The sequence below is a fragment of the Streptomyces rapamycinicus NRRL 5491 genome, from assembly GCF_024298965.1.
GTDB classification, from domain to species: Bacteria; Actinomycetota; Actinomycetes; order Streptomycetales; family Streptomycetaceae; genus Streptomyces; species Streptomyces rapamycinicus.
This window is the reverse complement of the sequence record NZ_CP085193.1, coordinates 10062355-10087863: the sequence shown is the minus strand read 5'-3', so window position 1 is coordinate 10087863 and position 25509 is coordinate 10062355. Positions and strand designations below refer to the sequence as shown.

The following is a 25509-nucleotide window of genomic DNA, read 5'->3' as shown; positions in this document are numbered from 1 at the left end:
CCCGTCTCCCGCGCGTGTCTATGGTCCTGCTGTCCCCAGTTGGTTGATGAGATGTGGATGAAAGAGGAAAAGCGTGGAAGCCACGACCCCTGTCGTTCTTGTGCACGGTTTCTGGCACGGCAGCTGGTGCTGGAGCCTGGTCGGCGAGCAGCTCGCGAGCCGTGGTGTCGCCTCGGTCGCCGTGGACCTCGACGGACACGGTCTGAAGGGCCGCTCGCCCCGGTCGCGATGGGCGCGTCCGTTCGATGCCGGGGCGTTCGCCGTGGAGCCCTCGCCGGTGGCCGGGATCACTGCGTCCTCCGCGGCCGCGAGCCTGGTCGAGCAGGTGCGGCGGATCGGCGGCGGCCGGCCGTGTCTGGTCGTGGCGCACAGCATGGGCGGCACCGTGGCGACCGCCGCGGCCGAACAGGCGCCGGAACTGTTCGCCGAGCTCATGTACGTAACGGCGTTCGCCCCGGTCAGTGGGGCGCCGGCGGCGCAGTACCTCCGCCTGCCGGAGAACGCGGGAGAGATGGTGGCGGGCGCGCTCTCGGCGGACCCGGCGTCGGTCGGTGCGCTGCGCTACGACACGGGCGACACCGACCGTCGGGCCGTCATCCGCGAGACGTTCTACAACGACGTCACCGACGAGGTGACCGCCGAGGCGGCGATCTCGCTGCTGACCACGGACGCGCCCGCCGGCGTCGTCTCCGAACCGATCACGGTGACCGCCGAACGGTACGGTTCGATCCCGCACAGCTATGTCGTCTGCACCAGGGACAACGCCATACGGCCCACGTTGCAGCGCCTCATGGTCCGGGAAATCGACGCCGTCTCCGCCCAGCCGACGACGGTCGTGGAAATGGATTCCTCGCACTCACCGTTCCTCTCCCGGCCGGCCGCCCTCGCGGATGTCATCCACGTGGCTCACCGGGCGATACACCGGCCCGACCGGTCGCGGGCCGCCGGGGCCTGACGCGGTCCGGGCACCTGTGGCCGCGCCGCCTCGTAAACCCACAGAATTCCCACAAAGACCCTCTCTAGCCTCCCGGGCCACAAGCGACCGACTCACCGGCGTCCTGCCCACGTCACAGGTGCGTTCAAAGAGGGGACCCTTCCGCCATGCTGACTGAGAGGACACGGGCCTCCGCCGCCCACAAGACCCTGGTGCTGCGCCTGTTGCGCGAACACGGCCCGCTGACGCGGGGAGAGCTGGGGACCCTGTGCGGCCTGTCCCGTACCGTGCTCCACGACGCCGTCGGAGCGCTCATGGACAACGGCACCGTCCTCGCCTCGATACCGCAAGCGGCCCGACGCAAGCGGGGCCGCCCGGCCGAGGTGCTCACCGTGAACACCGGAACCGGCCTGCTGCTCGGGATCGAGTTCGCGCGGCGGGCGGTGCGGGTGGCCACGATGGACGCGTCACGCGAGATCGTCGGCGCCGTGGGGGAGGCACACGGCCCCGACACCCCGTGGCAGGCCCGTGTCGACATCGCATGGCGGCTGGCGGACACCCTGACGGGCGGGACGCTGCGATCCGGCGCGCCGGATGGCATCGGCGTCGGGGTGGTCGGGCCGGTCGGCCCGCCGGATCGCGGCCCCATGCGGGCGTCCCGGCACAACACGGTTTCCGAGCTGGTCCGCGAGCGCTTCGGTACGCGGGTGCTGATCGACAACAACACCCGGCTGGCGGCCCTGGCCGAGACGATCTGGGGCGCGGCCGCCGGCGAACAGGACGTGCTGTACCTGCGGTTGTCGCACGGCGTCGGCGGCGGACTCGTGGTGGCCGGCGCACTCCACCGCGGCGCTCACGGCCACTCCGGAGAGTTCGGCCACATCACCGTGGAACCGGACGGCGCGCCCTGCGAATGCGGTGGCACCGGGTGCCTGGAGACGGTGGCCTCGATCGGGGCCGTACTCGACGCCTACCGCGCCGCCGGAGGTACGGCGGCGGACGTGCCGGAGCTGGTGGCCGCGGTCAGGTCGGGCGACCGTAAGGCTCATGCGGTCCTGGAGCGGGCCGGCGCTCGCATCGGCGGAATGCTGGACACCGTGAGCCACGCCGTGGGCCCTGGCGTGATCGTCGTAGGCGGTGAGCTGGTCGACGCCGGTCCGGCTCTGATGCGGTCGATCGAACGGGCGCTGGACACGCGCGTGCTGCGCGGCTCGTACGGGCGGCCGGCGGTGCGCCCGGCCGGACTCGGCGACTCCGCCGCGGCGCTCGGCGCCATCGCCCGCATGGCGCCCCGGCAGCACGAGAACCGGCGAGAGCACATGGCTCAGCGCGGACACCGGTATGGGGAGGCACGTGCCACGGTGCGCCGGCGGTTCGGCACTCCCGAGCGGCCGTAGGGGACGGCCGTGACCGCTGCGCGCCGGGCGGCGGACCGCTGAGCCGGCTGAGCAGCCTCGTGGGCCGCACCCACGAGTTGGTGGAGCGGGCCCGGCTGCCGCACCAGGTACGGCTGCTGACACTGACCGCCCCGCCGGGGTCGGCAAGACCGTCACCGCCTTCGCCGCCGTCACCGTGAAACGGCCGACAGCGACATCGCCGCCACCACGACGGTGAGCAGTCCTATGTACGCCCAGGCGTGGATCCGGTCGGGGATGCGCGGTGGGCGCCGTCGCAGCACCCCGATGACCGGCAGGGCACCGGCGAGCAGGGCCGCGGCGGCACCGGGGTCGACGAGGCCCACCAGGTGGACATGCGCACCGGCGGAGGCCGGGAGCGGGGTGCCGCCGAGCGAGACCGCGGCGGCCGGGAGCGCGATGGCCAAGGTGAGGGGGTTGGCCAGCGCGCTCGCCATGTGCATCGTGTGCCCGGCGCGCCTCACCGCGGGGACGGTCATGACGCTGCCACCCACACCGAGGAACGCCGCGACCGCGCCAATGGGGGCGCCGAGGACGGCCGGCAGCGGCCGCGGTCCGTCTGCCGACTCGATGTGCGCACCGGGGCGCAGGAAGCCGGGGCGCAGCAGCAGGTCGACGATGGTGCTGGCCACATACGCGACGAACAGCCAGAGGACCAGCGCCGGTGGGGCGCGGCGGGTGGCGAGCGCACCGGCCGTGGCACCGGCCGCCAGCAGGAGGAGCAGCCCCGTGCTGCCGCGGAGGGCGCCGAGCACGCGCCGGGCCGTGACGGCCGTCGCGAACGCCGCGTTCACCACCATCACCAGGGCCGAGGTGGCCGTGGCCACCCGTATCGCGTCCGCGCCGAGCGCGGCGTCCGCCCACACCACCACCGGGACCGCGGCGAACCCGCCGCCGAACCCGAACAAAACCGTCGTCACTCCGGTGAGGAGCCCGATCCCGATCAGCATCGCGATGTCCACGGGACCACCCCACCAGGGCCGCCGCCCTTCCCGCATGCGAAGACCGGCACAGTTCTTTCGCGTCTCGGCCAGTACGGTGGTGGGGTGAGAAACGTCCCCCTGGACGCCATCGACCACGTCAACCGGGTCGTGCTGCCGCTCGGCACGGACTATCCGCCGGGACACGTACTGGACTGGCACGAGCATCGCCGCGCGCAGTTCCTCTACGGCGCCACCGGGGTCATGGTCGTCGACACCGGCGCCGGTACGTGGACCGTCCCGCCCGAGCGCGCCGTCCTGATTCCGGCCGCCACCCGGCACCGGGTCCGGATGCTGGGGGTGAGCACCCGGAGCCTGTACATCGAGCCGGACGCCGTTCCCTGGTGGCCCGCCACCTGCACGGTCGTGGACGTACCCCCGCTGCTCCGCGAACTCCTCCTGACCGCCGTCGAGTTCGAGGCCGACTACAGCTTGTCGGGACGGGAAGGGTGCATAGCCGCGCTCCTGCTGCACGAGATATCCGGGCGCACCCCGCTCCCCTTCCATGTCGCGATTCCGCCCTCCGCCGACCTGGCGGAACTGTGCCGGGAGTATCTGGCCGCACCGGACGTCGGCATCACCAACGCGGTCTGGGCCGGCCGGACGGCCCAGAGCGAACGGGCCTTCACCCGGCGCTTCCGCGCGGAGACCGGAGACAGCCCCGCCGTCTGGCGGGCCCGCGCCCGCCTGCTCGCGGCGGTCCCGCTGCTGCGCACCGCTACCGTCACCGAGACCGCCGGCCGCCTCGGCTACGCCTCCCCCGCCGCCTTCACCACCGCCTTCACCCGCGCCTTCGGCCTGCCGCCGTCCCGTTTCACCCCCGGCGGCCAAGGCACTCGCCCCAGCCGCACCTGACGTGCCTGACGTGCCTGACGTGCCTGACGTGCCTGACGTGCCTGACGTGCCTGACGTGCCTGACGACGCGCCCTCTCATGGCGATGGCGGAATGTCGAGTTCGAACCAGGTGGTCTTTCCCCGGCCGGCCGGTGAGCTTCCCCAGGCGGAGGCCAGGGCGTCGACGATGAGCAGCCCGCGCCCGGACTCCGCCTCCTGGTTGCCCGGTTCGTCAGGGCCGACGAAGGCGACGGGGACGGGCGGATGAGGGTCGCTGTCCCGCACCTCCACGCGCAGGCGGTCGGGGTACTCCCGGAGCCGCACGTCCACCTCGCTCTGGGCGTGGATCAAGGCGTTGGTCACCACCTCGGAGGCCATGAGCTCCAGACCGTCGGTGAGGACGTCGAGGTCCCAGTCATGGAGCAGGTCACGCAGGACATGGCGGATGTGCCCCACCCGTTGCAGGTCGTGGCGCTGTACGGAGGCGCGGGCCACGCGCCGGTGAGGGCGCTCCGGTGCCCCTTCGTAGCGCAGGAGCAGCAGCGCGGCGTCGTCTTCGCGCAGCGCCTGTGGCGGGGAGACGCCGATGAGCTGGTCGGCCACCACTTCCAGGTTCCGCGTGCGGCCTTCGGCCAGGTGACGGGAGAGCCGCTCGGCGGCGGCGTCGGGGCCGACGCGCCGGGCGTCGAGCAGACCGTCGGTGTAGAGGGCGATCATTCCGTCCGGTGACAGTTCGATCTCTGTCTGGGGGTAGACCGCTCCGGGATCGACCCCCAGCGGAGGTCCGGCGAGCAGGTCGGGGACGGTTGTCAGGCCGTCCCTGTCGCTGAGGACGGGAGGGGAGTGACCGGCGCTGGCCACCGCGGCGCCGCCCGTGTCCAGGTCCAGCCAAAGACAGCAGCAGGTGGCGAACAGGTCGGTGTCCAGCTCGGTGATCAGGCGGTTGCTGCGGCTCAGCACGGTGGACGGATCGTGCCCCTCGGCCGCGTAGGACCGCACGGCGGTACGGATCTGCCCCATGATCCCAGCCGCCTCGAGGCTGTGTCCCTCCACGTCGCCGATGACGAATCCGACGCCCCTGCCGGGCAGTGGGACGACGTCGTACCAGTCGCCCCCCACATTGGGTCCCGCGGTCGCCGGCAGATAGCGCGCGGTGATGTCGACCTCGGCCAGGTGCGGCAGGCTGCGCGGCAGCAGGCCCCGCTGCAGCCCCTGCGCCAGAGCGTGCTCGAGCTCGTACGCCCGGGTCTTCTCCAGGGACTGGCCCACCTGTCCCAACATGAGCATGAGGAGCGCGCGTTCGTCGAATCGCATCCTGCGGGGCCGGTCGAAGACCAGCACGCAGCACCCGATGGCCCGCCCGTCCGCGATCAGCGGCAGAAACGCCCAGGACTGACCCTCCTCGTCCCGATCGAGGCCGGGGTAGGAGGCGCGCAGGTCCTGGGCCGTCTCGAAGAACATGGGGGCGATCTTCACTACCGTGTCGGCCTCCGGTGCGTGCCGGGACAGCGGGAGCCCGTTCACACGGCGCACGGCTTCTTTGGGGAAACCGGCCGACCCCACCACCCGCAGTCGCGCGCTTTCCACCAGGCACAGCATCACCGCCCGCCCGCCCAAGGGCCGCGCCACCTGGGTCCACGCGATCGAGACGACATCGCGCGGGCGGACCGCCGCGGTCAGCTCGGAGGCGAGTTCGAGCAGCTGGTAGACGAACGTACTGGCCGCGACCGACGAGCCGACCGCCGACTGCCAGTCGTCCCGCCCGTCCGCCGCGGGCGCTGTCACCGCCGGGGCGGCGGGTTCGTCCGCGGAGACGAACAGCGGCACGAAGGGCGCCTCCACCGCGACGCCCTGTTCGATGAACGTCTGCAAGTCGAGCGCCAGAGCATCCGAGACCGTTGCCAGATACCGGAACTCTTCCGCGTCGACCGGGCGCGGAGGAATCCAGCGCAAGTTCAAGGCCCCGAATCGACGCTCCTGGGTACGGAGCGGGACCGAGATCACGAGCACGGGGAACGGCATGTACAGAACGAGGGCCGGATCATCACGGATCAGCTTCTCGTAGTCCGCGTTACGCATGATCACCCGCTCGCCTGTGCGGTGCGCTGACGCCGCGGACCGCCAACGGTCGTCAACGGACATTCGCGGTGTCACCGTGAACCCCAAGGGGCTGTCCACCGACACAGCGGCGGCCAATTCCCGGCCGTCACCCGTCACGAGGTAGACCGTGCTGGTACTCGCACGCAAGCGTGTGTGGAGCCGCCGCAGCGCCGCGGCCATGACCTCATTCCGACGCGCCGGTCCGTTCGCCCCCGGACCACCCGGCCCAGGCGCCTTCTGGTCCATTACGTACCTTCTCGGAGAGATCCGTGACCAACTCGTATATCATCCCATACAACTCTGTTAAGGCCCCAAACGATATATATACCCGCATTCTTATTCGTCGCCGTCGTGCATCGACCGTTTTCCCGGCGGCGCAGTCATCCGGTCAGATCGACGCCGGTCGCCTTTGCCAGGTAGCGGGCCATCTCGGACTGGTCCGGGTTCTTCTCACCAAGGTCGGCAAGCGCGGCCCGGCAGAACTGGACGCAGGCCTCCGACACCTCCAGTGACAGGCCCATGGACGCCGACAGTTCCAGAGCGGTGGTGATGTCCTTGACGGTCAGCGGGAGGGAGAACCCGACCTGGAACCGTCCGTCCAGCACCTCCGGCCCGATCTTGACCTCGGTTGACTGGTTGCGGCCGGTGGACCGGTTGATGACGTCGAGCATGGTCCGGGGGTCCAAGCCGAACTTGGTCCCGGCGGTGAGCACCTCGAGCGCCCCGACCAGCCCGATGGCCGACAGCAGGTTGTTGAGGGCCTTCAGTGCGTGCGCGGATCCGGAGGGGCCGACGTGCGTCACCGACGAGCCCATCGCGCGCAGCAGCGGAAGGGCCCGCTCGTAGTCTTCGGCCGGCCCACCGACCATGATCGTCAACTCGGCCGTCGCGGCCTTCCGGGGGCCACCGGAGACCGGGGCGTCGATCATCGCCACATGGCGCTCCCGGAGCCGGGCGGCCATCCGCTGAGTCGCCAAAGGTGCCGACGAGCCCATGTCGACGACCAGCGTGCCCGGGCGCAGACGGCCGGCGAGGCTCTCCGCGTCTTCCGGGTCGCCGAGGACGCGCTCGACGATCGCGCTGTTCGGAAGCATGAGGATCACGACATCGCCCTCGGCCCCATCGACGGGACCGGCCAGTGCCGTCACACCTTCGTTCCGCACAACGGCGTCGATCGCATCCGGGTCGACGTCGAAGACCGCCACCGGCACGGATCGCGCGAGGCTGCGGACCATGGGCTGCCCCATCGTGCCGAGGCCGATGAAGGTGACAGTGCCCGTCATGACCGTTCCACCTTTCGAGTCGTGGGTCCGAACCAGGGAGTGGATCTCGTGCGCGGCGAGGCCGCCCCGCCGCCGATCACCGCGGGGCCGACGCGTTCGCGCACCATCAGGCAGCGCCGCCGGAACCGCCCTGGAAGACCTCCACGGTCGGTTCCAGACCGTCGGCTCCGACGACCTCACGCCAGGCCTCGAAACCGGTCTGGAAAGCCACGATGCCGGCCTCGGGCAGGCTGATCTCGATCGCCTCGAGAATCTCCCGCGGGCTGAGACCCAGGCTGAGCGCGACCTTGATGTGGCTCTGGATGTGCCCCTTCGAGGCACGCATCACCGTGAGACTGACGATGAAGATGAGCTCCTTCGTCCTGCGGTCCAGAGTTCGCTGGTCGAGGTACGCCGCGCCGACGAGACCGTTGGCGGCCCGCAGTACATCGAAATCCTGCTTGGCCATCACCTTGTGGTAGTCGAGGACATAGCCCCGCTTGCGCGCCATGTCGTCGATGTACTGCTGCGGCTCCTGAACAGTGGCCATGTGCACTCCTTCGGTCAACAGCAAACACTACTACCGTAATACGGTATTACAAGAATGCAAGATCTCCTGAGCCTCGAAGCTGAAAGCACACCTGGGGAACGACGGCCTACGGACGGGAATAGTCGACACCAGTCCACCCCGTGGTATATTACGGTCTTATTGACAGTTGACTCGAAGGGAGGTAGTCGCGTGGCAGCGCGACGAGTTCAGCGCGTGGCCGCGCCACTACGGTCCCAGGTGCTCGAACTGCTCCGTGAGGACATGCTGGCGTCGGAATTCGAACCAGGTGAACGGCTCGTCGAAGCACGGTTGTGTGCGCGATACGAGGTCTCCCGGACAGTCATCCGCGAGGTTCTGCGGCAGCTCGAATCCGAGGGACTCGTGACCACCGTGCCCAACCGTGGCCCGGTCGTCACCGAGTTGACGCCGTTCGACGTCAAGGCCCTCTTCGAGGTGCGGTGTGCCCTGGAGGGCTTGGCCGGGGCCCTCTTCGCCGAACGGGCCACCGCCGAGCAGCGCGAAGACCTGGGTAAGGTGCTTCAGCGGATGTCGGGCACCTACGGTGAGGCCGACCTGGCCGAGCGGCTGGCGATGAAGGACGAGTTCTACAGCATCCTCATCGCCGGGGCGGTGAACCCGGTCATCGATTCGACCCTGCGTGGCATCCACGCCCGGGTGCAGATGCTGCGCGGGTTGTCCATGCAGGCCGAGGGACGAGCGCCGGAAACCATTCGGGAGCTCGCCGCCATCCACGACGCCGCGGCCGTGCGTGGTGATGCCGGTGCCGCTCGTGAGGCGTGCGAGGTCCACGTCCGCAACGCCGCGGCGACCACGCTCCGCGAACTCTCGGCCCGGCAGCTCGAACACCAGGAACCCACCGTCGGCTGAGCCCCCTCTTCAGCCGTTGGCGGCCCGGGCGATGAGTCCCGCGCGGATCGGCTCCGACTGCGCGACCTCCGCGATCGTCAGTGCCATGGCCAGTCCGGCGTCGTGAACGAACCGGTCGCCGTCGGGACCCGCCGCGGCGGCCGCGAACGCGGCGGTGTGATTGCCTTCCTCGGTCGGAAGATCGAACGAAAGCATGGGGTGCAGCGCGGGGATCCGCAGTGAGACGTTGCCCATGTCGGTCGACCCGAACATCTTGTCGGGATAGTCGGGGAAAGTCCGGCCGATGGCCTTCGCGTTGGACTCGAAGACGGGGGCCAGGTCCTGGTCATGGCGGAACTCACGGTAGATGGAGGGCAGCGACGTGAACTCCACACCGGCCCCGGTGGCGATGGCTCCGGCGTCGAAGCACCGTCGCACCCGCTCCCATACCTCATCGACCTCGTCGATCGTGTCGCAGCGGATCATGCAGTCGACCACGGCGTGGTCCGCGATGACATTGACGGCCGACCCGGCTTCCTTCACGACGTGGTGCACCCTGATGCCGTCGCGCAACTGCTGACGCAGCAGGCCGATGGCGGTCTGTGCGACGACCGTCGCGTCGGCGGCGTTCAGCGCGCTCCACGGCCGCGAGGCATGCCCGCCACGACCCGTGTACGTAATGCGCCAGGACCGGGAGGCGCGGAGCTGCGGGGTGACGACATCCTTCAGCGAGGGGTGAACCATGATGGCCGCGTGGGTCCCGTCGAAGACGCCGCGGTTCACCATGATCTCCTTGCCGGTCCCGCTTTCCTCGGCAGGTGTGCCGAAGACCCGCACCGTCAGTCCGAGTTCGTCGGCGAACGGGGCCAGCGCCAGCGCCGCACCCACGGCCGACGCGGCGATGACGTTGTGACCACACCCGTGACCGATGCCGGGGAGGGCGTCCATCTCCGCGCAGACGCCGAACACCAGGTCACCGGACCCGGCCGACGCCACGAATGCCGTTGTCAGATCGGCCACCCCTTTCTCGACCGTGAACTCACCGCCGCTCTCGAGAGCCGCGACGATCGCCGCCGACGTCTCGTACTCCTCGAAAGCCAGCTCAGGATTGGCGTTGATCCTGTGCGAGAGCCCGGTGACCAGGTCCAGGTTCTTCTCGTACTCGCGCTTGACGCGCCCCTTGGTGTCCGACATGGCCGCACCTTCCTTCCAGGGAGTTGGGGGATGTTGCCGGTTGCTCCGCCGGTGACGAGGACGTCCCGCGTCACTTCTCCGCTTCGGTGAGCACGTGGTCGACGACCTGGGCATGCGTGGCGAACCAGACGCCCTCGTGCGAGGCGATGTGGTCCAGCAGTTCGGTGAGGATCGCGATCCGTGAGCGATGGCCGATGCAGTGGGGGTGCATGGTGAGCTGGAAGATCCCGCCTTCGGTGTAGGCGGCGTCGAACTCGTCACGCCAGATCGTCAGCACCCCGCGCGGCGGTGTGTACGGCCGCAGCGAGGTGAACCGGTCCATCGTGAAGTACGCCAGGTCGTCGCGAATCCACTCGGGGGGCAGCTCGACGATGCCGGTCGGCTCGCCGTCGGCCACGATCTCGTAGCAGTCGTCGTCGGCCATCAAGGACGAGTCGTATGTCAGGCCCAGCTCGCGGGTGATCTCCAGGGTGTGCGGCGAGAAATCCCATGACGGGGTGCGGATGCCGACCGGCCGCGTCCCGGCGAGACCCTCCAGCGTGTCCATCGCGCGGAACGCGAGGTCGCGCTCCGCTTCGGGTGGCAGCTGCGTATTGCGTTCATGTATCCAGCCGTGCAGCGCGACCTCGTGCCCGGCATCCACGTAGGACTTGACCTCGCCCTCGTGGAGCAGGGCGGAGACGGCGGGCACAAAGAACGACGACGGCGCATTGAAGCGTTCAAGCAGTTTCAGGATCCTCGGTACACCGACGCGGGCGCCGTATTCGCCTTGTGCGAGCTTGCCCGGGAGGGTTTCGCCGTCGCGCAGCGCGGGTGTCTCGTGGTCGGAGTCGAAGGACAGGGTCACGGCTACCTTGGCACCCCCCGGCCACGACTCCGGCCGCAGCCGGCGCCCGGCGCGTACGCGTCCGACGTGCCCACGCCAGGTCGGCTCATCCCACTGCCACGGCTGCTGTTCGGTCATGCTTCCTCCAAGGAGATCTACGTCGAGTGTCGCCGGTGGCGCGAAAGACACTCCGGCGGGCGGTGCGCCTAGGCATCGGCGTCCGGTCCGGCAGCCACCCGGCGCCGTACGTGTCCGTCCTCGTCCACCACGATGGACGGATCCAGCTCCCTCGATGCCTCGGCGAACCGGGCGAGGATCGAGGCCGCCGCCCCGGGCCTCGGAATGATCGGCTGACTGTCCGCGTCGAGTTCGATGGGGTCCAGGCGGAGCTCGGGCCCGGCGGCCCCTCCCAGCCGCACCCGGAACACCGCACTCTCGTACCAGGGCCCCTTCAGCAAGGCCGGCTGATAGGGAGCGGAGGGATGAGCGTCTTCCTTCGCGACCATCGAGCCCGGGCTCCACCCGTCGCACCAGTCGAAGACGAAGTTCCCGGTCGAATAGAGGATCAGGCCGCCCTCGTAGAACTCGACCGGATGGAGGCAGTGCGGGTGGTGCCCGATGATGAGGTCCGCCCCGGCGTGGATCAAGCGCCGCGCCAAGGGCTGCTGGTACTGCGCCAGCGGGCCTTGCGCCGTCGGCAGGTAGCAGAACGGAACGCCCCAGTGCAGCGCGACGACCACGAAGTCGTTGCGCTTCCTGGCCTCGCGGATCAGAGCCTCGGCCGCCAGCACGTCCGGCTCGTGCGCGCTCGAGTGCACGAAGGGAGGCGTACCGGGTGTCTCATCCATGAAACCGCTGTCGAACTCGAAGCTCTGGCGCACCCGGATCGCTCCGATGCCCGCCCGGTCGGCAGTGGCGTTGGCACCCAGTGGGAGTGCGGAGCAGAAGCTGAAAAAGGCCAGGCTGCTCTCGCCGGCGGACACCACACGGGGACGGGTCGCCTCGGAGATCGATTCGCCGAAGCCGGCGTGCCGGACTCCCGCGGCGTCCAGTGCCCGCGCCGTGTCGCGCATGCCCTCGGCGCCGTAGTCCATGGCGTGGTTCATGGCCAGGGACATGACGTCGAAGCCCAGAGCCGCCAGTTCCGCCGCGCCCGACGTCGGGGCGCGCATCGCGACCAGTTTCTCGGCACGCTCCCCGGACGCGGTGAGCGGTACCTCCAGGTTGCCGATCGTCAGATCACCGCCCCGGAGCAGCCCGAAGGCCGAGTCGCCCGGTCGGGCAGGATCCCGGATCGGGCGCCGCGGCAGCCCTGAGACGACGACATCTCCTACGACGTTGAGATCCATGGTGTCTCCGTTCCACAGCGCGATACGTTGTGCCGCAATGTAATCCAGTTCGAGTGTATACGTAAAGCAGAAGGGGTCGATCGGGCAGGTGCGCGCCGGGTCGGATCGCACCGAAACGAGGTCACGCCGGGTGATAGGGTTTTTGCCTTATGCGCATAGAAGAGGGCGACAAGGACGGCTCCGGCCAGGACAAACGGAGCGCCGGCGTCCGATCGATGAACAGCGTGCTGAGCACACTCCGCGTCTTCGAAGAAGTCGCCCTGCGACAGCCGATCGGCGTCTCGGAACTGTCCCGCGTGACGCACATTCCGAAGAGCTCGGTACAGCGATGCCTGGTGACACTCCAGCAGGCCGGCTGGCTACGGGTCGTCGACCCCGAGCACGCGCGGTGGGGTGTGACGATGAAGGCTCTCGCCCTCGGACTGCGGGGCGCCGGAGAGCAGGACCTCCGGGAGGTGGCGGGACCCGTCATCAAGCGCCTCGCGGCCGAGACGGACGAGACCGTCCACCTCGGCCTCCGCGACGGTGAGGATTACGTCGTCGTCGCGCGAGAGGACAGCACACACGTCGTTCGAGTGTTTCTCGACATCGGCACGCGGCTGCCCCTGCAAGCCACCTCGGCGGGGGTCGCCATCATGGCGCACCTGGAGGCCGCGGAGGTCGATCAACTGCTGCGGCGCGAACTTCAGGAGTTCGCGGAGTTCCCCATGCCGGACGCGGATGAACTCCGGCAGGAGATCGCCCGGACCGCCGAACGCGGGTACGCGCTCAACATCTCGTCGTCGTGGTACCGCCCGCACGTCTCCTCGATCGCCGCGGTCGTCACGAACTCGGCCGAGCAACCCATCGCGGCGCTCACGCTCTCCATGCCGGAGATCCGCTACGACAGCGCACGGGAGAAGAACCTGGCGCAGTCGGTCATCGCCGCGGCGGATGAGATCAGCCGACTGATCTCATCCTCCTGACAGCCCCGGCAGCGGCCACGAGCCGGATGGCCCGGCGGTGGTCTTATTCGGCTACCACTCGGGCCACGAGTTCGGCCGTGCCCTCGGGCGACTCGCGGTGAAAGTGATGACTGCCCAAGTCGACGGGCACGATGCGGATGCGATCACCGTAGCGGTCGATCGCCTCTTGCGTGAGGATCTCACGCACCGCGAACACGGTGATCGGCTGCTTCACCTCGCGCAGCACGTCATCCATGCGCCAGCGCACCAGGCCCTCGAGCGACGCCAAGCCCGCGGGCTGCCGCACGGACACCATCTTCTCGAAGTACGCGTCCTTCAACCCCGGATCGGTGCCGGCCGGTGAACCGGCCTCGACCATGCCCCGCACCCCCGCGGGGAAGTCTTCACTGAACGACCGCAGCATCGCCTGCACCTGGCTCTCGTCCTGTACGGGAAACAGGGAGAGATAGTGCAAGGCGTCGAGCGCGACCACATGCGAGACCACATCGGGCAGCAGCCGGCCGACTTCGACGGCCACCGCTCCGCCGAGCGAGTGCCCGACCACGACACAGCTGCCGACGCGCTCGGCCTCCACCACCGCCGCCACGTCGCGGGCGAACTCTTCCATCGTCCAGACATCTCGTGCGGACCGGGACTCACCGTGCTCGGCGAGATCGACCGCAAGGACGCGGTAGTGCTCGGGGAGGAAGGCGGTCACCTCGCCGAAGTCATCACGGTCGCATCCCCAGCCGTGGACGAAGACCACCGCCGGTCCATCGGCCGGGCCGCTGATCGTGTACCGGATCGTCGTGTCACCCGAGCGCTGGACCACACGTGTCGTCGTCCCGCCTACCTTCGACATCACAGACTCCTTGTGCCGCATCGTGATTCACTGTATTGCATCATGGTCCAAAGATCCCCGGGCCCAGGCTGACCGTCGAGGAGGTGATCCTCATGCCGGAGGCCTCACACCGCGCGGTGGTACTGATTCGGCCAGGCCAACCTGTCACCGGCCCGGTTGCGCAACGCGAAGTAGGGGTCACGGAGCAGAGCGCGCCCGACGAGCACGGCATCCACGTGACCCTCGGCGACGACATCGCCGACCAGCGAAAGGTCGCGTATCTCTCCGACCGGGGCGACCGCGATCCCCGAAGCTTTCTTGAGCGTCTTCGCGAACTCGACGTTGACTCCGTCCCGAGCCGGCGGCCGGGCGTCTCGGACCAGCACACCGGACGTGACGTCGAGAAGGTCGATGCCCACGGCCGCCAGCTCCTTGGCGAAAGTCGACGCCTCGTCAATGGAGATGCCGCCCTTGGCCCAGTCCGTGGCGGTGATGCGGACGAAGACCGGCTTGCTCGCCGGAAACGCTTCGCGGACGGCGCGGGCCACACGCAGCGGGAGGCGCATCCGGTTCTGCAGGCTCCCCCCGTACTCGTCCGTCCTGCTGTTGGACAGGGGGGAGAGGAACTGGTGCAGCAGGTATCCGTGCGAGGCGTGGATCTCCACGACGTCGTACCCGGCCTGGTGAGCCATCCGCGCCGCGTGGGCGAACGCCTCGACGGCCTCGTCGATGTCCGCCCGGGTGGCTTCCCGTGGCACAGCGAGGTCCCCGAACGGGATCGCCGACGGACCGAACGTTTCCCATCCGCCGTCGGACGGGCTCACCGGGCCGTTCTGTCCAGCGCCTTCCCACGGAAGCTGGTGGGAACCCTTTCGTCCCGCGGCTATCAACTGAACCGCGGGAACTCCGCCGTGCTCGGCGATGAACGAGGTCAGGCGCCGATGCGCCGCCGCCTGCTCCTCGCTCCAGATGCCCAGGTCCGCCGAGGTGGTCCGGTGCCGCGGTCCGACGGCCGTGGACTCAACCATGATCAGGCCCGCACCACCGACCGCACGCGCGCCGTAGTGCACGAGGTGCCAGTCGGCCGGCTTCCCCTCGGCCCCGGCGGAGTACTGGGCCATGGGGGACATCCAGACACGGTTGGGAACCGTGACCTCCCGGAGCCGCAAGGGGCGCATCTCCGGGGCCGGGAACTCTGCGCTGGGCATGCTGAACACCTCTCTGGTGACGAGCCGTACGGCTGCCGCACGGCATCTCGACAGACAAGATTACCGTAATACGGTACTCCAGCCTAAGGCGATGGCGGATCGACCGGGCAAGCGAAGGAAGCCGACCGTCACGGCCGCAAGAAAGCCTTGACGTTGACCGTCGGCATGATGTCGGCCGGCGGATTCGCCATCGCCCTGTGCCCCACCCACGCGAGCATCGGAGTGTTCTCGCCGCTGGTGCTGCTGGTTGCCAGGCTCGTGGCGGCCATTTACGCCGAACTGTTCCCGACCTCGGTGCGCACGACCGGAACCGGGCTCCCCTACGCGTCGGCCGTTGCCCTGTTCGGCGGCACCGCACCCTATTTCAGCTCCTGGCTGACCAGCATCGGTCACCAGGACAAAATCTGGATCTACATCGTGGTCGCGACGGTAATCGGCATGGTCACGACGCCGACCACATATGGCTCGGCGCCCGGCGGGAGGGAGCGCACCGCGCGACCTGACCGGCGGTGTCAGGCGGTGGTGTGCGGTTCGCGCGCTCGGGCCAGGGTGCGGCGGGCGCGTTCCAGTACCGGTTTGTCGACCATCTGTCCGTCCACCGTGGTGACGGAGTCACCGGCGTCCAGCACCGCACGGGCCCACCGCAGCTCCTCCGCCGAAGGGGCGAACCCCTCGGCGACGAGCGGCAGTTGGGCGGGATGGATGCAGAGCTTTCCGGTGAAGCCCAGGCGCCGGGCGTGGGCGGTGTCGGTACGCAGTGCCGCTGTGTCGCGTACGGCGGTGGTGACACCGTCGACGGGTGGGGCGATACCGGCCGCGGCCGAGGCGAGGACCAGCCTGGAGCGGGCGAAGGTCAGCGCTGTGTGGTCGTCGGGGGCCACACCGAGTTGTGCGGCGAGGTCGATGTTGCCGAACGCGGCGCGTACGACACCGGGTGTGGTGCACACGGTGTGAGCCCGCTCGAGGCCGAGCGCTGTTTCGATGAGCGGGACCAGAGCGCACCGTCCGGCGATACGCGCGGCGAGGTCCGCGAGGGCGACGGGGTCCTCGGCCTTGGGCACCATGACCGGACTGCCGTGCTCCGCCGCCATCCGCAGGTCTGTCTCCGCCCAGGTGGTACCGGGCGGGTTGATCCGTACGATCGCGTGGTTGCCGTGGGCGAGCCAGGCGGCGGCGTTGTCGCGGGCACGGTCCTTGTCCGGTGCCGCGACCGCGTCCTCCAGGTCGATGATGACGAGATCGGCACCGGAGGCGGCGGCCTTGCCGAAGCGATCGGGCCGGTCCCCCGGCACGAAGAGAAGACTTCCGGCGACGGCGATCCGCTCGGCGAGGGTGCTCATGCGAAGGTCACCTCGGCTGTGGCGTGCTGGTCTTCCCGGTGGGTGGCGACGCGCAGTTCGGCGCGGCCGTCGGAGGGAACACCGCAGGCCGCGAGGTGTTCGCCGGAGAACACCGGCCGCCGCAGCCGGTAGGACAGGGAGCGCACCCGGGCGTCCGGGGAGTGGCGGCGAGGCAGTTCGAGCATGAGCAGAGCGAGCAGAGGGCCGTGGACCACGAGCCCGGGGTAGCCCTCCGCACGCTGGACGTACGGCGTGTCGTAGTGGATGCGGTGGGCGTTCGCCGTGAGGGCGCTGAAGCGGAAGAGCAGCGCGGGATCCGGTCGCGACTGGAGCCGCCACGGGTCGGCGGGGCGGGGGACGGCGGACTCGTCCAAGGCGACCGGATGCCGTCCGGCGCCGCGCCCGGACCGGTAGACGATGTCCTGCTCCTCGACGAGGCGGATGCGACCGCGCTGGCGGAACTCGCGCCGCTCGGTGACGAAGAGCATCTCCCCCGTGCGGCCCTCTTTCACGGTGATCGAGCCGAGGCTGCTGACGCGTTCGGCGGGCTCGCCGAGCCGGAGCGGCTCGGTGATCTCGCACCGCCCACCGGCCCACATGCGCTGCCGGCCGGGGAGAGGCGGCAGGAAGTGCCCGTGCGACGGATGGCCGTCGGCACCCAGATCGCGCTGCGCGGGCCAGGTGAGGAAGTAGAACCAGTGCCACAGTGGAGGGACTGGATCACCGGCCCCGGCGGCTGTGCCGGGCAGGTCCAGCAGTGCCGAGAAGGCTTCCACCGGGCCGGTGGGCAGGGGGTCCTCGGCCATGATCGGCCCTGGCGTCCACGACTCCACGTAGGACTCGAGCGGGGGTGGGGTTGCTGGCATGGTCCGTGTGTCCTTTGCGGTCCGGTGGGTGAGCGCGTACGAACGCCCAGTTCAAGACAGGGGCTCCATCATGGGGTCTGATGAAGCGGGCAGAGTAATAAAAAGAGCTGATGCACCCATGCGTAGCGCGCATGAGGAACCGCAGCCCTCGCACGATGCCGAGTGGGCTCCCGGGCCAGGGGCGCGAGATCACTCGAGCCCGGCCGGAGCCTCGGCTCCCCGCAACCGCGCGGAGGGCCATCTGCCCTCGGTGACCGCCGAGTTGACCTGATGGACCAGTTCTCGTGCGACGACCTCCACGCCGGGAGGGGTGCGTCCGGCCCTCGGGGTGACGAGGACGATGGACCGCCATACGTCGGGCTCGCTCAGCGGCGCGGCGCTCAGGGTGCCCCGCGCCACGTCCTCGGCGATGCCGATACCGGGCAGGACGGTCCAGCCGTGACCGGCCAGCACGAGCCGCTTCTGCACACGCATGGAGTTGGTCTGCACGACGACGTTCATAGCGGATTCGGCACGCGTGGCCGCCGCGTCGATCAGACTGCGCAGCGCATGGCCCGAGGTGGGCATGACCAATGGGTGCTCGGCCGTTTCCGCGAAGGTGACAGGGCGGTCGGCGCGCAGACCGGCGGCCGCCGGCGCGACGGCCCACAGACGCTCACGCGCCAGCGGAAGGGCGTTGAGGGAGGGTGTGCTGTTCAGGTTGTAGAGCAGGGTGAGGTCGAGGTCGCCGTCGTCCAGCCACTGCTGGAGATGTCCGGAGTAGGCGGTCATCAGCCGGAGTTCGATGCCGGGGTGGTCGCGGGCGATCGCTGTCACCAGTGGCTCGGCAAGCAGGTCGCTGGTGCTCTCCAGCAGGCCGACGGTGACGATGCCGGCCACCTTGCCGGGGGTCGGCCGCACCTCGGCGCGGGCCCGCTCCAGCTCGTTCAGGGCGCGCCGCGCCCGGTCGACCATGATCGCCCCTGCTCCGGTGGGGCGCATGCCCTGCCCGGTCCGCTCGAAGAGCTCGACGCCGAGCTCCTGCTCCAGGGTGCGGATCTGCCGGGTGACGGCGGGCTGCACCAGATGGAGCAGTTCCGCGGCGCGCGTGACACTGCCCACCTCGGCCACCGTGACGATCGCCTTGAGCTGTTTGACGTCCAAGGTGTCCTCCTTCCCGCACCCTCCGCGGCATCCGGGGAACGCATGGGGCCATCACGAAATTCTATTTCACCCATCGATCAATGCGTGTTCATGATGGTACTCCGGTGCTGGACCCGCACTCCCTTGGAGGCCATCCCATGACCGAAAGCCCGGACCAGCTGCCGCTTTCCGGTATCACCGTCGTCAGCCTCGAGCAGGCCGTCGCCGCTCCGTTCGCCACCCGGCAGCTGGCGGATCTCGGCGCGGCGGGTCATCAAGGTGGAGCGCCCGGGCGGTGGTGACTTCGCCCGCCGGTACGACACCACCGTGCACGGGCAGTCCAGCTATTTCGTCTGGCTCAACCGCTCCAAGGAATCCGTGACGCTCGACCTGAAGTCGAACGCGGGCAGAGCGATCCTGGAGCGGCTGCTCGGACGGGCAGACGTGTTCGTGCAGAACCTGGCCCCGGGGGCGGTCGCCCGGATGGGGTTCGACGCCGAGGCCCTGGCAGAGCGCTTCCCCTCGCTGATCCCCTGTTCCATCTCCGGCTACGGGACCAGCGGCCCATGGGCCGGCCGCAAGGCCTACGACCTGCTGGTGCAGTGCCAGACCGGCCTGGTCTCGCTCACCGGCAATGAGCACGGTTCCGCCCGCGTCGGAGTGTCGATCGCGGACATCGCCGCCGGCATGTACGCCTACTCGGGCATCCTCACCGCTCTGTTCACCCGCGCGACCACCGGAATCGCGAGAGCCGTGGAGGTCTCCCTGTTCGAGGCCCTGGCCGAGTGGGTCAGCCAGCCCGCCTACTACACCCGCCACGGCGGCACCCAGCCCCCGCGTATCGGCACCCAGCACGCCACCATCGCCCCCTATGGCGCCTACGCCTGCGCCGACGGCAGGGAAGTCCTGTTCACGGTGCAGAACGAGCGCGAATGGACCGCCCTGTGCGAGCTCCTGGAACGTCCCGACCTCATCGAGGACCAGCGCTTCGCCACCACTTCCGGCCGGGTGGCCCACCGCACGGAGCTGAACGAGATCGTGGCCGCCCGCCTCGGAGCACTCGACCGCGAAACGGCGATGAAGCTGCTGGACCGGGCGGGTCTGGCCAACGCCGGAGTCAACGACATCGAGGAGTTCCTGGCCCACCCGGTACTCGGAGCCCGCGGCCGTTGGCGAAATGTGCGGATCCCCGGCGGATCAACAGTGTCCGCGCTGCTGCCACCGGTGGACCTCGCGGGCATGGCCCCGCGCATGGACGTCGTACCCGCCGCGGGAGAACACACCAGCAGCGTCCTGGCCGAGCTGGGGTACGGCGCGGCCGACATCGACAACCTCAGTACCGAGCGCGTCATCGAACGGCCCGAGGCGGCATCCCCGGCACCCCCGTCTCCCCCGGCACCCCACGAGGAGCGTCAAGCATGAGCACACTCGACATCCTGTCCGAGGACGAGCGGTTCATCGTCAGCACCGTGCACGACTTCGTCGACAGGGAAGTGAAGCCCGTCGTCCAGGCGCTGGAGCACGCCAACACCTACCCAGAAGCCCTCATCGAGCAGATGAAACAGCTCGGGATCTTCGGACTCGCCGTCCCGGAGGAGTACGGCGGTACCCCGGTCTCCACCCCTTGTTATGTGCTGATCACCGAAGAGCTGGCCCGTGGCTGGATGAGCCTGGCGGGCGCGATGGGAGGGCACACGGTCGTCGCCAAGCTGCTGCTGCGCTTCGGCACCGAGGAGCAGAAGCAGCGCTATTTGCCCCGGATGGCCACCGGCGAGATCCGGGCGACCATGGCACTGACCGAACCGGGCGGCGGCTCCGACCTCCAGGCGATGCGCACCGTAGCCCGGAGGGACGCGGACGGCTATCTGGTGAACGGTTCGAAGACATGGATCACCAACTCCCGCCGGTCCCAGCTCATCGCCCTGCTGTGCAAGACCGACCCGGACGCGAGCCCCGCGCACACGGGCATCTCCATCCTGCTCGCCGAGCACGGCCCCGGGCTGACCGTCTCGCGTGATCTGCCCAAGCTCGGCTACAAGGGCGTGGAGAGCTGCGAGTTGTCCTTCGAGGACTACCGGGCGCCCGCGGATGCCGTACTCGGAGGCGTGGCGGGCAAGGGGTTCCCGCAGATGATGAGGGGGCTGGAGACCGGCCGCCTCCAGGTCGCCGCCCGCGCCCTCGGCGTGGGCCGGGCGGCACTCGAGGACGCGCTCGTCTACGCACAGGAACGCGAGTCGTTCGGCAAGCCGATCTGGCAGCACCAGTCCATCGGCAACTACCTGGCCGACATGGCGACTTCACTGACCGCGGCGCGTCAGCTGACCCTCTACGCGGCCCGGGAGGCGGACGCCGGGCGCCGGGTGGACATGGAGGCAGGCATGGCGAAACTCTTCGCCTCCGAGACGGCGATGCAGATCGCCCTGAACGCGGTCCGCATCCACGGCGGTTACGGATACTCCACGGAGTACGACGTCGAGCGCTACTTCCGTGACGCTCCGCTGATGATTGTCGGAGAGGGCACCAACGAGATCCAGCGCAATGTCATCGCAAGCCAGTTGGTCAAGCGCGGCGGTCTGGACGCATGAGGCCGGGCCCCGATCCACAAGAGGGCGGCAGCTCACCACTGTGGCGCTGGTGAACCGGAGTGGTGGATCGTCGTGGTGAGGCGTCGCAGCGTGGCATGGGCGGGTGGGCCCCAGGTGCGCTTGCCACCCGGACGGCCGTGGACGCCCGCCTCTCCGATGAGGACGCAGACGAGGGCTTTCAGTACCGCCCAGCCGCGGGCGCGGCGTCGGGTCGCCGCGTCCGGGGCCGGCTGATAGGCGTCGTAGAAGCGGTCGGCGGCGCCGTCCGGCAGCAGTGTCCAAGCGGCGGCGAGATCGCAGGCCGGATCGCCCGCGAAGAGGTTACCGAAGTCGATCACGCCGCAGAAGGTGCCGTCCTCGGTGAGGACGTTGGCCGGATGCAGATCGCCGTGCAGCCACAGGGCCGGCCCCGTCCAGTCGGGCGCGGCGACGGCATCCTCCCAGACGGCGCGGACGGCGTCCGGGTCGGTGATCAGCCCCGATTCGGTGGCCGAGGCCAAAGTCCCGGCGAACCCCTCGGCATGGTCGGCCAGCGGCCCGCCACGGTCGCGGCCGGTCGGCGCCCCGTCGGGGGCGGGCCGGTGAAGAGCGGTCAGAAACCCGGCCAGGGTGTCGGCGGCCTCCGTGGCGCGCGTGGCGGGGGCGCGGTCGGCGGGCGTTCCCGGCACCCAGGTGGTGACGATCCAGGGCCGCGGAAACCGCTCGGAGGGCTCCCCGAGACGTTGCGGGACGGGGACCGGCAGGGGAAGACCCGGGGCGAGCGCGGGAACCCAGGCGTACTCCTTGCGCAGCAGCGCGTCCGCGGACAGCGTCGCCCAGGGCAGCCGGACGGCGAGGTCGTCGCCGAGCCGCCACAGCTGGTTGTCCCAGCCCCGCGCACCGAGCCGCACAGGGTGATCGACCAGGTCGGGGTGCTGGTCGCGCAGCAGATCCCGGACCAGTTCCGCGGTGATCTCGATCTCGGTGTGGGTCATGCGGAGCCACGATAGCCGGACGGTGACCCGCCGTTGGTGACATCCAGCAGGCCGTGGCCCTGGACCTCCGTCGTCCCGGCCGGGCAGGAGTCGACGGCCGCGGGTCGTCCTGGCCACGGGGTTTCCTACACTCGCAGGATGAACAACTACACGTGCACCCATTGCGGCACCGTCGGTCTGGCGGAAGGTTTCATCGAGGACGCCGGCGAGCACTCGCGCGGGTACGCGCGCTGGATCGAGGGCGCGATGGAGCGGGGGTTTTTCGGGGGTGCCAAGCGGACGGGCCGGCCGCGGCGGCAGATAGTGGCATTCCGCTGCCCCAAGTGCGGGCACCTCGAGCTGTTCGCCACCGAGGAGGTGTAGTCGGCCCTCGTCGCCCCGGACGCCCGTGCGAGCGGTCGCACGTCGCGCACCGGGGCCCGCCGGGATTCGGCGCCCCGCCCACGTAGCCGCCGGCGGGCCGTCGGCCCACTCGGGCGAGGTCTGCCCGGTGATCCGGACGAGGCACACCTCGCAGTCCACGGGCCGGCCGCACCATCGGCGTTTTGGCCACTCCCCCTTCCGGGCCCGGCCCTTGCGCGGCAAGGGCCGGTGCAACCCGCACGCTCCGGCACACGCTCAACCACGGGGTTCCAAGGCCGACCGAAACACATGTGTTCGAAATTCCCGCTGAGTCGTTGACCCTCACAAGCCAGCCGCGCGACCGCCAAGGGGGACCACGTTGACTTCGGCCAGCACACAAGAACAACCGACTCCGGGCACATCGGACACCAGCACACCGGACGACACGGACAGCGCACGGGACGAGGAGTTCCTGTACCGCGACAAGTCCAGGCTCCAGGCCGGAGCGCAGATGACGACCAGCACGATGGCGCGGCGGCTGCCCGCGCTGGTCCTGCGGTCCCTGAAGATGGCGTGGCAGGTGGATCGCGGCGCCACGCTCGGCCTGCTGGCGTGCCAGGTCGGCACGGGTGTGCTCGCCGCCGTGGGGCTGCTCGCGGTCACGGGGACGATCACCGCGCTGATCTCGTCGGGAGACATCACCGCGCGACTGTGGGAGGCGGCTCCGCGGCTGGCGGTCATCGCCGCGGCGGCCGGTCTGCGCGCCCTGCTGGGGATCTCGGTCACGTGGTTGACGGCGCGGCTGCGGCCGGTGCTGGCCCGGGCGGCGGAGCTGACGATGATCGAGGCAGCGCTCGGCGCGGAGCTGGCGGCCAACAACAAGCCCGGCTACAACGACTTCTACGACATCGCCGACCGCGGCGCCCAAGTCACTCCCGACCTTGTCGACGAGGCCCAGAACGTGCTGGCCGCCACGGCCACGCTCACCGCCGGCGCGACCGTTCTCACCGTGCTGCACCCGGCACTCCTTCCGCTGCTCCTGCTGGCGTGTCTGCCGCAGGCCGCAGCGTATGTGCGGGCCGCCCGGGTGGTGTACCTGGCGGCGCTGGAGACCTCGGGGCGGCGCCGGATGCTGCACAAGCTCCGCTGGCACATGGCCTACGTGGAGTCCAGCGAGGAGATGCGGGCCTGTCTGGCCGGCCCCTTCCTCACCAGCCGGTACCGGCGGCTCGCCGCCTCGGTCAACGCGGCGGAGCGCAAGGCCGCGGACACCGGTGCGTGGATGGGGCTGGCCGGTGCGGTCGCCGGCGGCGTGGCGTCGGCCGCGGTGTGGGCCGCGCTGCTCTGGCTCCTGGCCTCCGGCCACATGAACCTCGCGGCCGGAGGCGGTGCGGTCTTCGCCCTCCAAACCGCGACCGGCTCCGTGCGCGGCATCATCAACGGCGGGGCCAGGCTGGTACGCACCGGCTGGTACGTCCAGGACTGGCAGAACTTCCTCGACAACGCCCACGGACAGGCCATGACGGCGTCCCGGGGCACGAAGACCCTCACCGGGGCGCCGGAGCGGTTCGAGGTCCGCGACGTCACCTACCGGTACGACGGCGCCGGCGAAGACAGCCTCAGCGGGGTGTCCCTGCGAGTGCGGCGCGGGGAGATCGTGGCGCTCGTCGGGGAGAACGGATCGGGCAAATCCACCCTGTCCCGGCTCCTTTGCGGTCTGCTGCTGCCCACGTCCGGCGAAGTGGCGTGGGACCACACGACCACGGCGGAGCTGGAACCCTGGGAGGCGTGGAAACATGCCGCCCTGGCCCCGCAGAAGTACACCTACCTGCCGCTGACCCTCCGCGACAACATCACCTTCGGGCAGGGGGACACCGGCGACGCCGCCGTCCTGGCGGCCTGCGAGGCGTCCGGGGCGATGGACATGCTGCCCGGCCTGCGGTCGGGACTCGACACCCTTCTGACGTCGGAGTGGTACGGAGGGCAGCAGTTGTCCGGAGGGCAGTGGCAGCGTGTGGTGCTGACAAGGGCGTTCCACCGGAAGGCGGCTCTGCTCGTGATGGACGAGCCCACCGCCGCGCTGGACGCCCGCGCGGAGCACCACATCTTCACCGGACTGCGGAGCCTGGCCAAGGACCGAGCGATCCTGCTGATCACCCACCGGCTCGCCAACGTCGCCGTGGCAGACCGGATCGTCGTCCTCGACCAAGGACGGGTCGTACAGGAAGGGACGTACGCGCAACTCACCCGGGAGCCGGGGCTGTTCAGGTCACTGTGGGCACTGCAGCAACGCACGGGCGGCGAGGCGAGCAGCCGCGCATGACCACCAGCACCGACCGCCCCGGCCCCTCCAGGGGATAACGATCTCTAGCCGGTTGGGCGCGTGCAGTAGGACGGCCTATTGTCCCCCACTCCGACGAGCACGGCATGGGTGACGAGTTCGGCGAAGTCCGGCCCCAGCTCGGCATGGCGGAACAACGCCCGGAAGACGACGGGCGCGGCGAACAGGTCCAGCAGGAGGTCGGCGTTGAGCTGCTTTACCTCGCCCCGTTCCTGCGCCCTGCGCAGCGAGACCCCGCAGGCATCCCTGCGGGGTTCCCAGACGATGGCGAGGAATTCCTCGTGGAGCCGGGGATCGTCGGCGAGGTCGGCCAGCAGTGCGGGGATCACGCGGCTGAGGGCGGGATCGGCCATGCCGACGCGCAGCGCCTCCAGGTGGCCGACGATGTCGCAGTGCAGGCAGCCGGTGTCGATCTCCACAACGCCGACCCGATCGTGCGCCATGGCCGCGATGACCAGGTGCTGCCGGCTCTTCCAGCGGCGGCGGATGGCCGGTTTGGTGGTGCCCGCGCGGGCGGCGACGGCCTCCATGGTCAGCGCCGAGTAGCCGACCTCCCGCACCAGTTCGGAGACCGCGGCCAGCACGGCGCGGTCGATGCGCTCGTCGCGTCGGCGTGCCATCGCACCTCCCTGCTG

Annotated in this window: 23 protein-coding genes and 1 pseudogene; 9 read left to right on the top strand and 15 right to left on the bottom strand. The window is 69.9% G+C overall.

Annotation, left to right across the window (positions count from 1 at the left end):
- The first annotated feature begins 73 nt into the window (after positions 1 to 73).
- Together LIV37_RS41735 and LIV37_RS41730 are read left to right on the top strand one after the other, a co-directional pair.
- Complete coding sequence (locus LIV37_RS41735; protein ID WP_121823874.1) at positions 74 to 955, top strand: alpha/beta fold hydrolase; 882 nt, start codon at positions 74 to 76, stop codon at positions 953 to 955.
- Positions 956 to 1101: 146 nt separating this feature from the next.
- Complete coding sequence (locus LIV37_RS41730) at positions 1102 to 2331, top strand: ROK family transcriptional regulator (RefSeq protein ID WP_121823875.1); 1230 nt, start codon at positions 1102 to 1104, stop codon at positions 2329 to 2331.
- 170 nt (positions 2332 to 2501) lie between these two features.
- Here LIV37_RS41730 and LIV37_RS41725 read toward each other — a convergent pair whose 3' ends face one another.
- Positions 2502 to 3299, bottom strand: a complete 798-nt coding sequence (locus LIV37_RS41725) for a sulfite exporter TauE/SafE family protein (RefSeq protein ID WP_121824972.1) — start codon at positions 3297 to 3299, stop codon at positions 2502 to 2504.
- 96 nt (positions 3300 to 3395) lie between these two features.
- Here LIV37_RS41725 and LIV37_RS41720 point away from each other — a divergent pair, with 96 nt between their 5' ends.
- The gene (locus LIV37_RS41720; protein ID WP_020873092.1) at positions 3396 to 4184 is read left to right on the top strand and encodes an AraC family transcriptional regulator; all 789 of its coding nucleotides are present in this window, start codon (positions 3396 to 3398) and stop codon (positions 4182 to 4184) included.
- 75 nt (positions 4185 to 4259) lie between these two features.
- Here LIV37_RS41720 and LIV37_RS41715 read toward each other — a convergent pair whose 3' ends face one another.
- The 3 genes from LIV37_RS41715 to LIV37_RS41705 all read right to left on the bottom strand — a co-directional run bounded on the left by LIV37_RS41715 (position 4260) and on the right by LIV37_RS41705 (position 8075).
- Positions 4260 to 6443, bottom strand: coding sequence for a SpoIIE family protein phosphatase (locus tag LIV37_RS41715; protein ID WP_020873091.1), 2184 nt, complete (start codon positions 6441 to 6443; stop codon positions 4260 to 4262).
- Positions 6444 to 6643: 200 nt separating this feature from the next.
- A complete protein-coding gene (locus LIV37_RS41710) occupies positions 6644 to 7546 on the bottom strand; it encodes an NAD(P)-dependent oxidoreductase (RefSeq protein WP_020873090.1) in 903 nt (300 codons plus the stop codon).
- 106 nt (positions 7547 to 7652) lie between these two features.
- Positions 7653 to 8075 carry a carboxymuconolactone decarboxylase family protein gene (locus LIV37_RS41705; RefSeq protein WP_020873089.1) on the bottom strand — a complete coding sequence of 141 codons (423 nt, stop codon included), beginning with the start codon at positions 8073 to 8075 and terminating at the stop codon, positions 7653 to 7655.
- 189 nt (positions 8076 to 8264) lie between these two features.
- Here LIV37_RS41705 and LIV37_RS41700 point away from each other — a divergent pair, with 189 nt between their 5' ends.
- Positions 8265 to 8963: a GntR family transcriptional regulator gene (locus LIV37_RS41700; RefSeq protein ID WP_202979576.1), complete on the top strand. Its 699-nt coding sequence runs from the start codon at positions 8265 to 8267 to the stop codon at positions 8961 to 8963.
- Positions 8964 to 8972: 9 nt separating this feature from the next.
- On the opposite strand, the gene LIV37_RS41695 is transcribed toward LIV37_RS41700, so the two are convergent.
- From LIV37_RS41695 to LIV37_RS41685, 3 genes are all read right to left on the bottom strand, one after another.
- Entirely contained in the window at positions 8973 to 10136 is a 1164-nt protein-coding gene (locus LIV37_RS41695; protein ID WP_020873087.1) for a M20 family metallopeptidase, read from the bottom strand.
- Between the two features lie 70 nt (positions 10137 to 10206).
- Positions 10207 to 11100 (bottom strand): polysaccharide deacetylase family protein, encoded by an 894-nt coding sequence (locus tag LIV37_RS41690; protein WP_020873086.1) that lies wholly within the window; start codon positions 11098 to 11100, stop codon positions 10207 to 10209.
- Positions 11101 to 11168: 68 nt separating this feature from the next.
- Positions 11169 to 12311 (bottom strand): CapA family protein, encoded by a 1143-nt coding sequence (locus LIV37_RS41685; RefSeq protein WP_020873085.1) that lies wholly within the window; start codon positions 12309 to 12311, stop codon positions 11169 to 11171.
- Positions 12312 to 12460: 149 nt separating this feature from the next.
- Between LIV37_RS41685 and LIV37_RS41680 the strand changes: the two genes are divergently transcribed.
- Complete coding sequence (locus LIV37_RS41680; protein ID WP_020873084.1) at positions 12461 to 13276, top strand: IclR family transcriptional regulator; 816 nt, start codon at positions 12461 to 12463, stop codon at positions 13274 to 13276.
- 43 nt (positions 13277 to 13319) lie between these two features.
- Here the strand turns inward: LIV37_RS41680 and LIV37_RS41675 are convergent, their stop codons facing one another.
- The 6 genes from LIV37_RS41675 to LIV37_RS41650 all read right to left on the bottom strand — a co-directional run bounded on the left by LIV37_RS41675 (position 13320) and on the right by LIV37_RS41650 (position 18653).
- A complete protein-coding gene (locus LIV37_RS41675) occupies positions 13320 to 14117 on the bottom strand; it encodes an alpha/beta fold hydrolase (RefSeq protein ID WP_020873083.1) in 798 nt (265 codons plus the stop codon).
- A gap of 104 nt (positions 14118 to 14221) precedes the next feature.
- The gene (locus tag LIV37_RS41670) at positions 14222 to 15304 is read right to left on the bottom strand and encodes an NADH:flavin oxidoreductase/NADH oxidase (RefSeq protein WP_020873082.1); all 1083 of its coding nucleotides are present in this window, start codon (positions 15302 to 15304) and stop codon (positions 14222 to 14224) included.
- 128 nt (positions 15305 to 15432) lie between these two features.
- The gene (locus LIV37_RS41665; protein ID WP_020873081.1) at positions 15433 to 15573 is read right to left on the bottom strand and encodes a hypothetical protein; all 141 of its coding nucleotides are present in this window, start codon (positions 15571 to 15573) and stop codon (positions 15433 to 15435) included.
- Positions 15574 to 15816: 243 nt separating this feature from the next.
- A complete protein-coding gene (locus LIV37_RS41660; protein ID WP_020873080.1) occupies positions 15817 to 16644 on the bottom strand; it encodes an HpcH/HpaI aldolase/citrate lyase family protein in 828 nt (275 codons plus the stop codon).
- Entirely contained in the window at positions 16641 to 17510 is an 870-nt protein-coding gene (locus LIV37_RS41655; RefSeq protein ID WP_121823878.1) for an HTD2 family dehydratase, read from the bottom strand. Before LIV37_RS41655 ends, LIV37_RS41660 begins: the two co-directional genes overlap by 4 nt.
- Positions 17511 to 17699: 189 nt before the next feature.
- Positions 17700 to 18653, bottom strand: coding sequence for a LysR family transcriptional regulator (locus tag LIV37_RS41650; protein ID WP_020873078.1), 954 nt, complete (start codon positions 18651 to 18653; stop codon positions 17700 to 17702).
- A gap of 137 nt (positions 18654 to 18790) precedes the next feature.
- Between LIV37_RS41650 and LIV37_RS41645 the strand changes: the two are divergent.
- Positions 18791 to 20054 (top strand): annotated as a pseudogene (locus LIV37_RS41645) (CaiB/BaiF CoA transferase family protein).
- Complete coding sequence (locus LIV37_RS41640) at positions 20051 to 21217, top strand: acyl-CoA dehydrogenase family protein (RefSeq protein WP_254807148.1); 1167 nt, start codon at positions 20051 to 20053, stop codon at positions 21215 to 21217. The pseudogene LIV37_RS41645 and the gene LIV37_RS41640 overlap by 4 nt, the downstream one beginning before the upstream one ends.
- 32 nt (positions 21218 to 21249) lie before the next feature.
- On the opposite strand, the gene LIV37_RS41635 is transcribed toward LIV37_RS41640, so the two are convergent.
- On the bottom strand, positions 21250 to 22191 hold the full coding sequence (locus LIV37_RS41635; RefSeq protein ID WP_020873075.1) for an aminoglycoside phosphotransferase family protein: 942 nt from the start codon (positions 22189 to 22191) through the stop codon (positions 21250 to 21252).
- 138 nt (positions 22192 to 22329) lie between these two features.
- Between LIV37_RS41635 and LIV37_RS41630 the strand changes: the two genes are divergently transcribed.
- Together LIV37_RS41630 and LIV37_RS41625 are read left to right on the top strand one after the other, a co-directional pair.
- Positions 22330 to 22554: a hypothetical protein gene (locus tag LIV37_RS41630; RefSeq protein ID WP_020873074.1), complete on the top strand. Its 225-nt coding sequence runs from the start codon at positions 22330 to 22332 to the stop codon at positions 22552 to 22554.
- A 358-nt stretch (positions 22555 to 22912) separates the two neighbouring features.
- Positions 22913 to 24856, top strand: a complete 1944-nt coding sequence (locus LIV37_RS41625) for an ATP-binding cassette domain-containing protein (RefSeq protein WP_020873073.1) — start codon at positions 22913 to 22915, stop codon at positions 24854 to 24856.
- A gap of 44 nt (positions 24857 to 24900) precedes the next feature.
- Here LIV37_RS41625 and LIV37_RS41620 read toward each other — a convergent pair whose 3' ends face one another.
- Entirely contained in the window at positions 24901 to 25494 is a 594-nt protein-coding gene (locus tag LIV37_RS41620; RefSeq protein ID WP_020873072.1) for a TetR/AcrR family transcriptional regulator, read from the bottom strand.
- Positions 25495 to 25509: the final 15 nt, after the last annotated feature.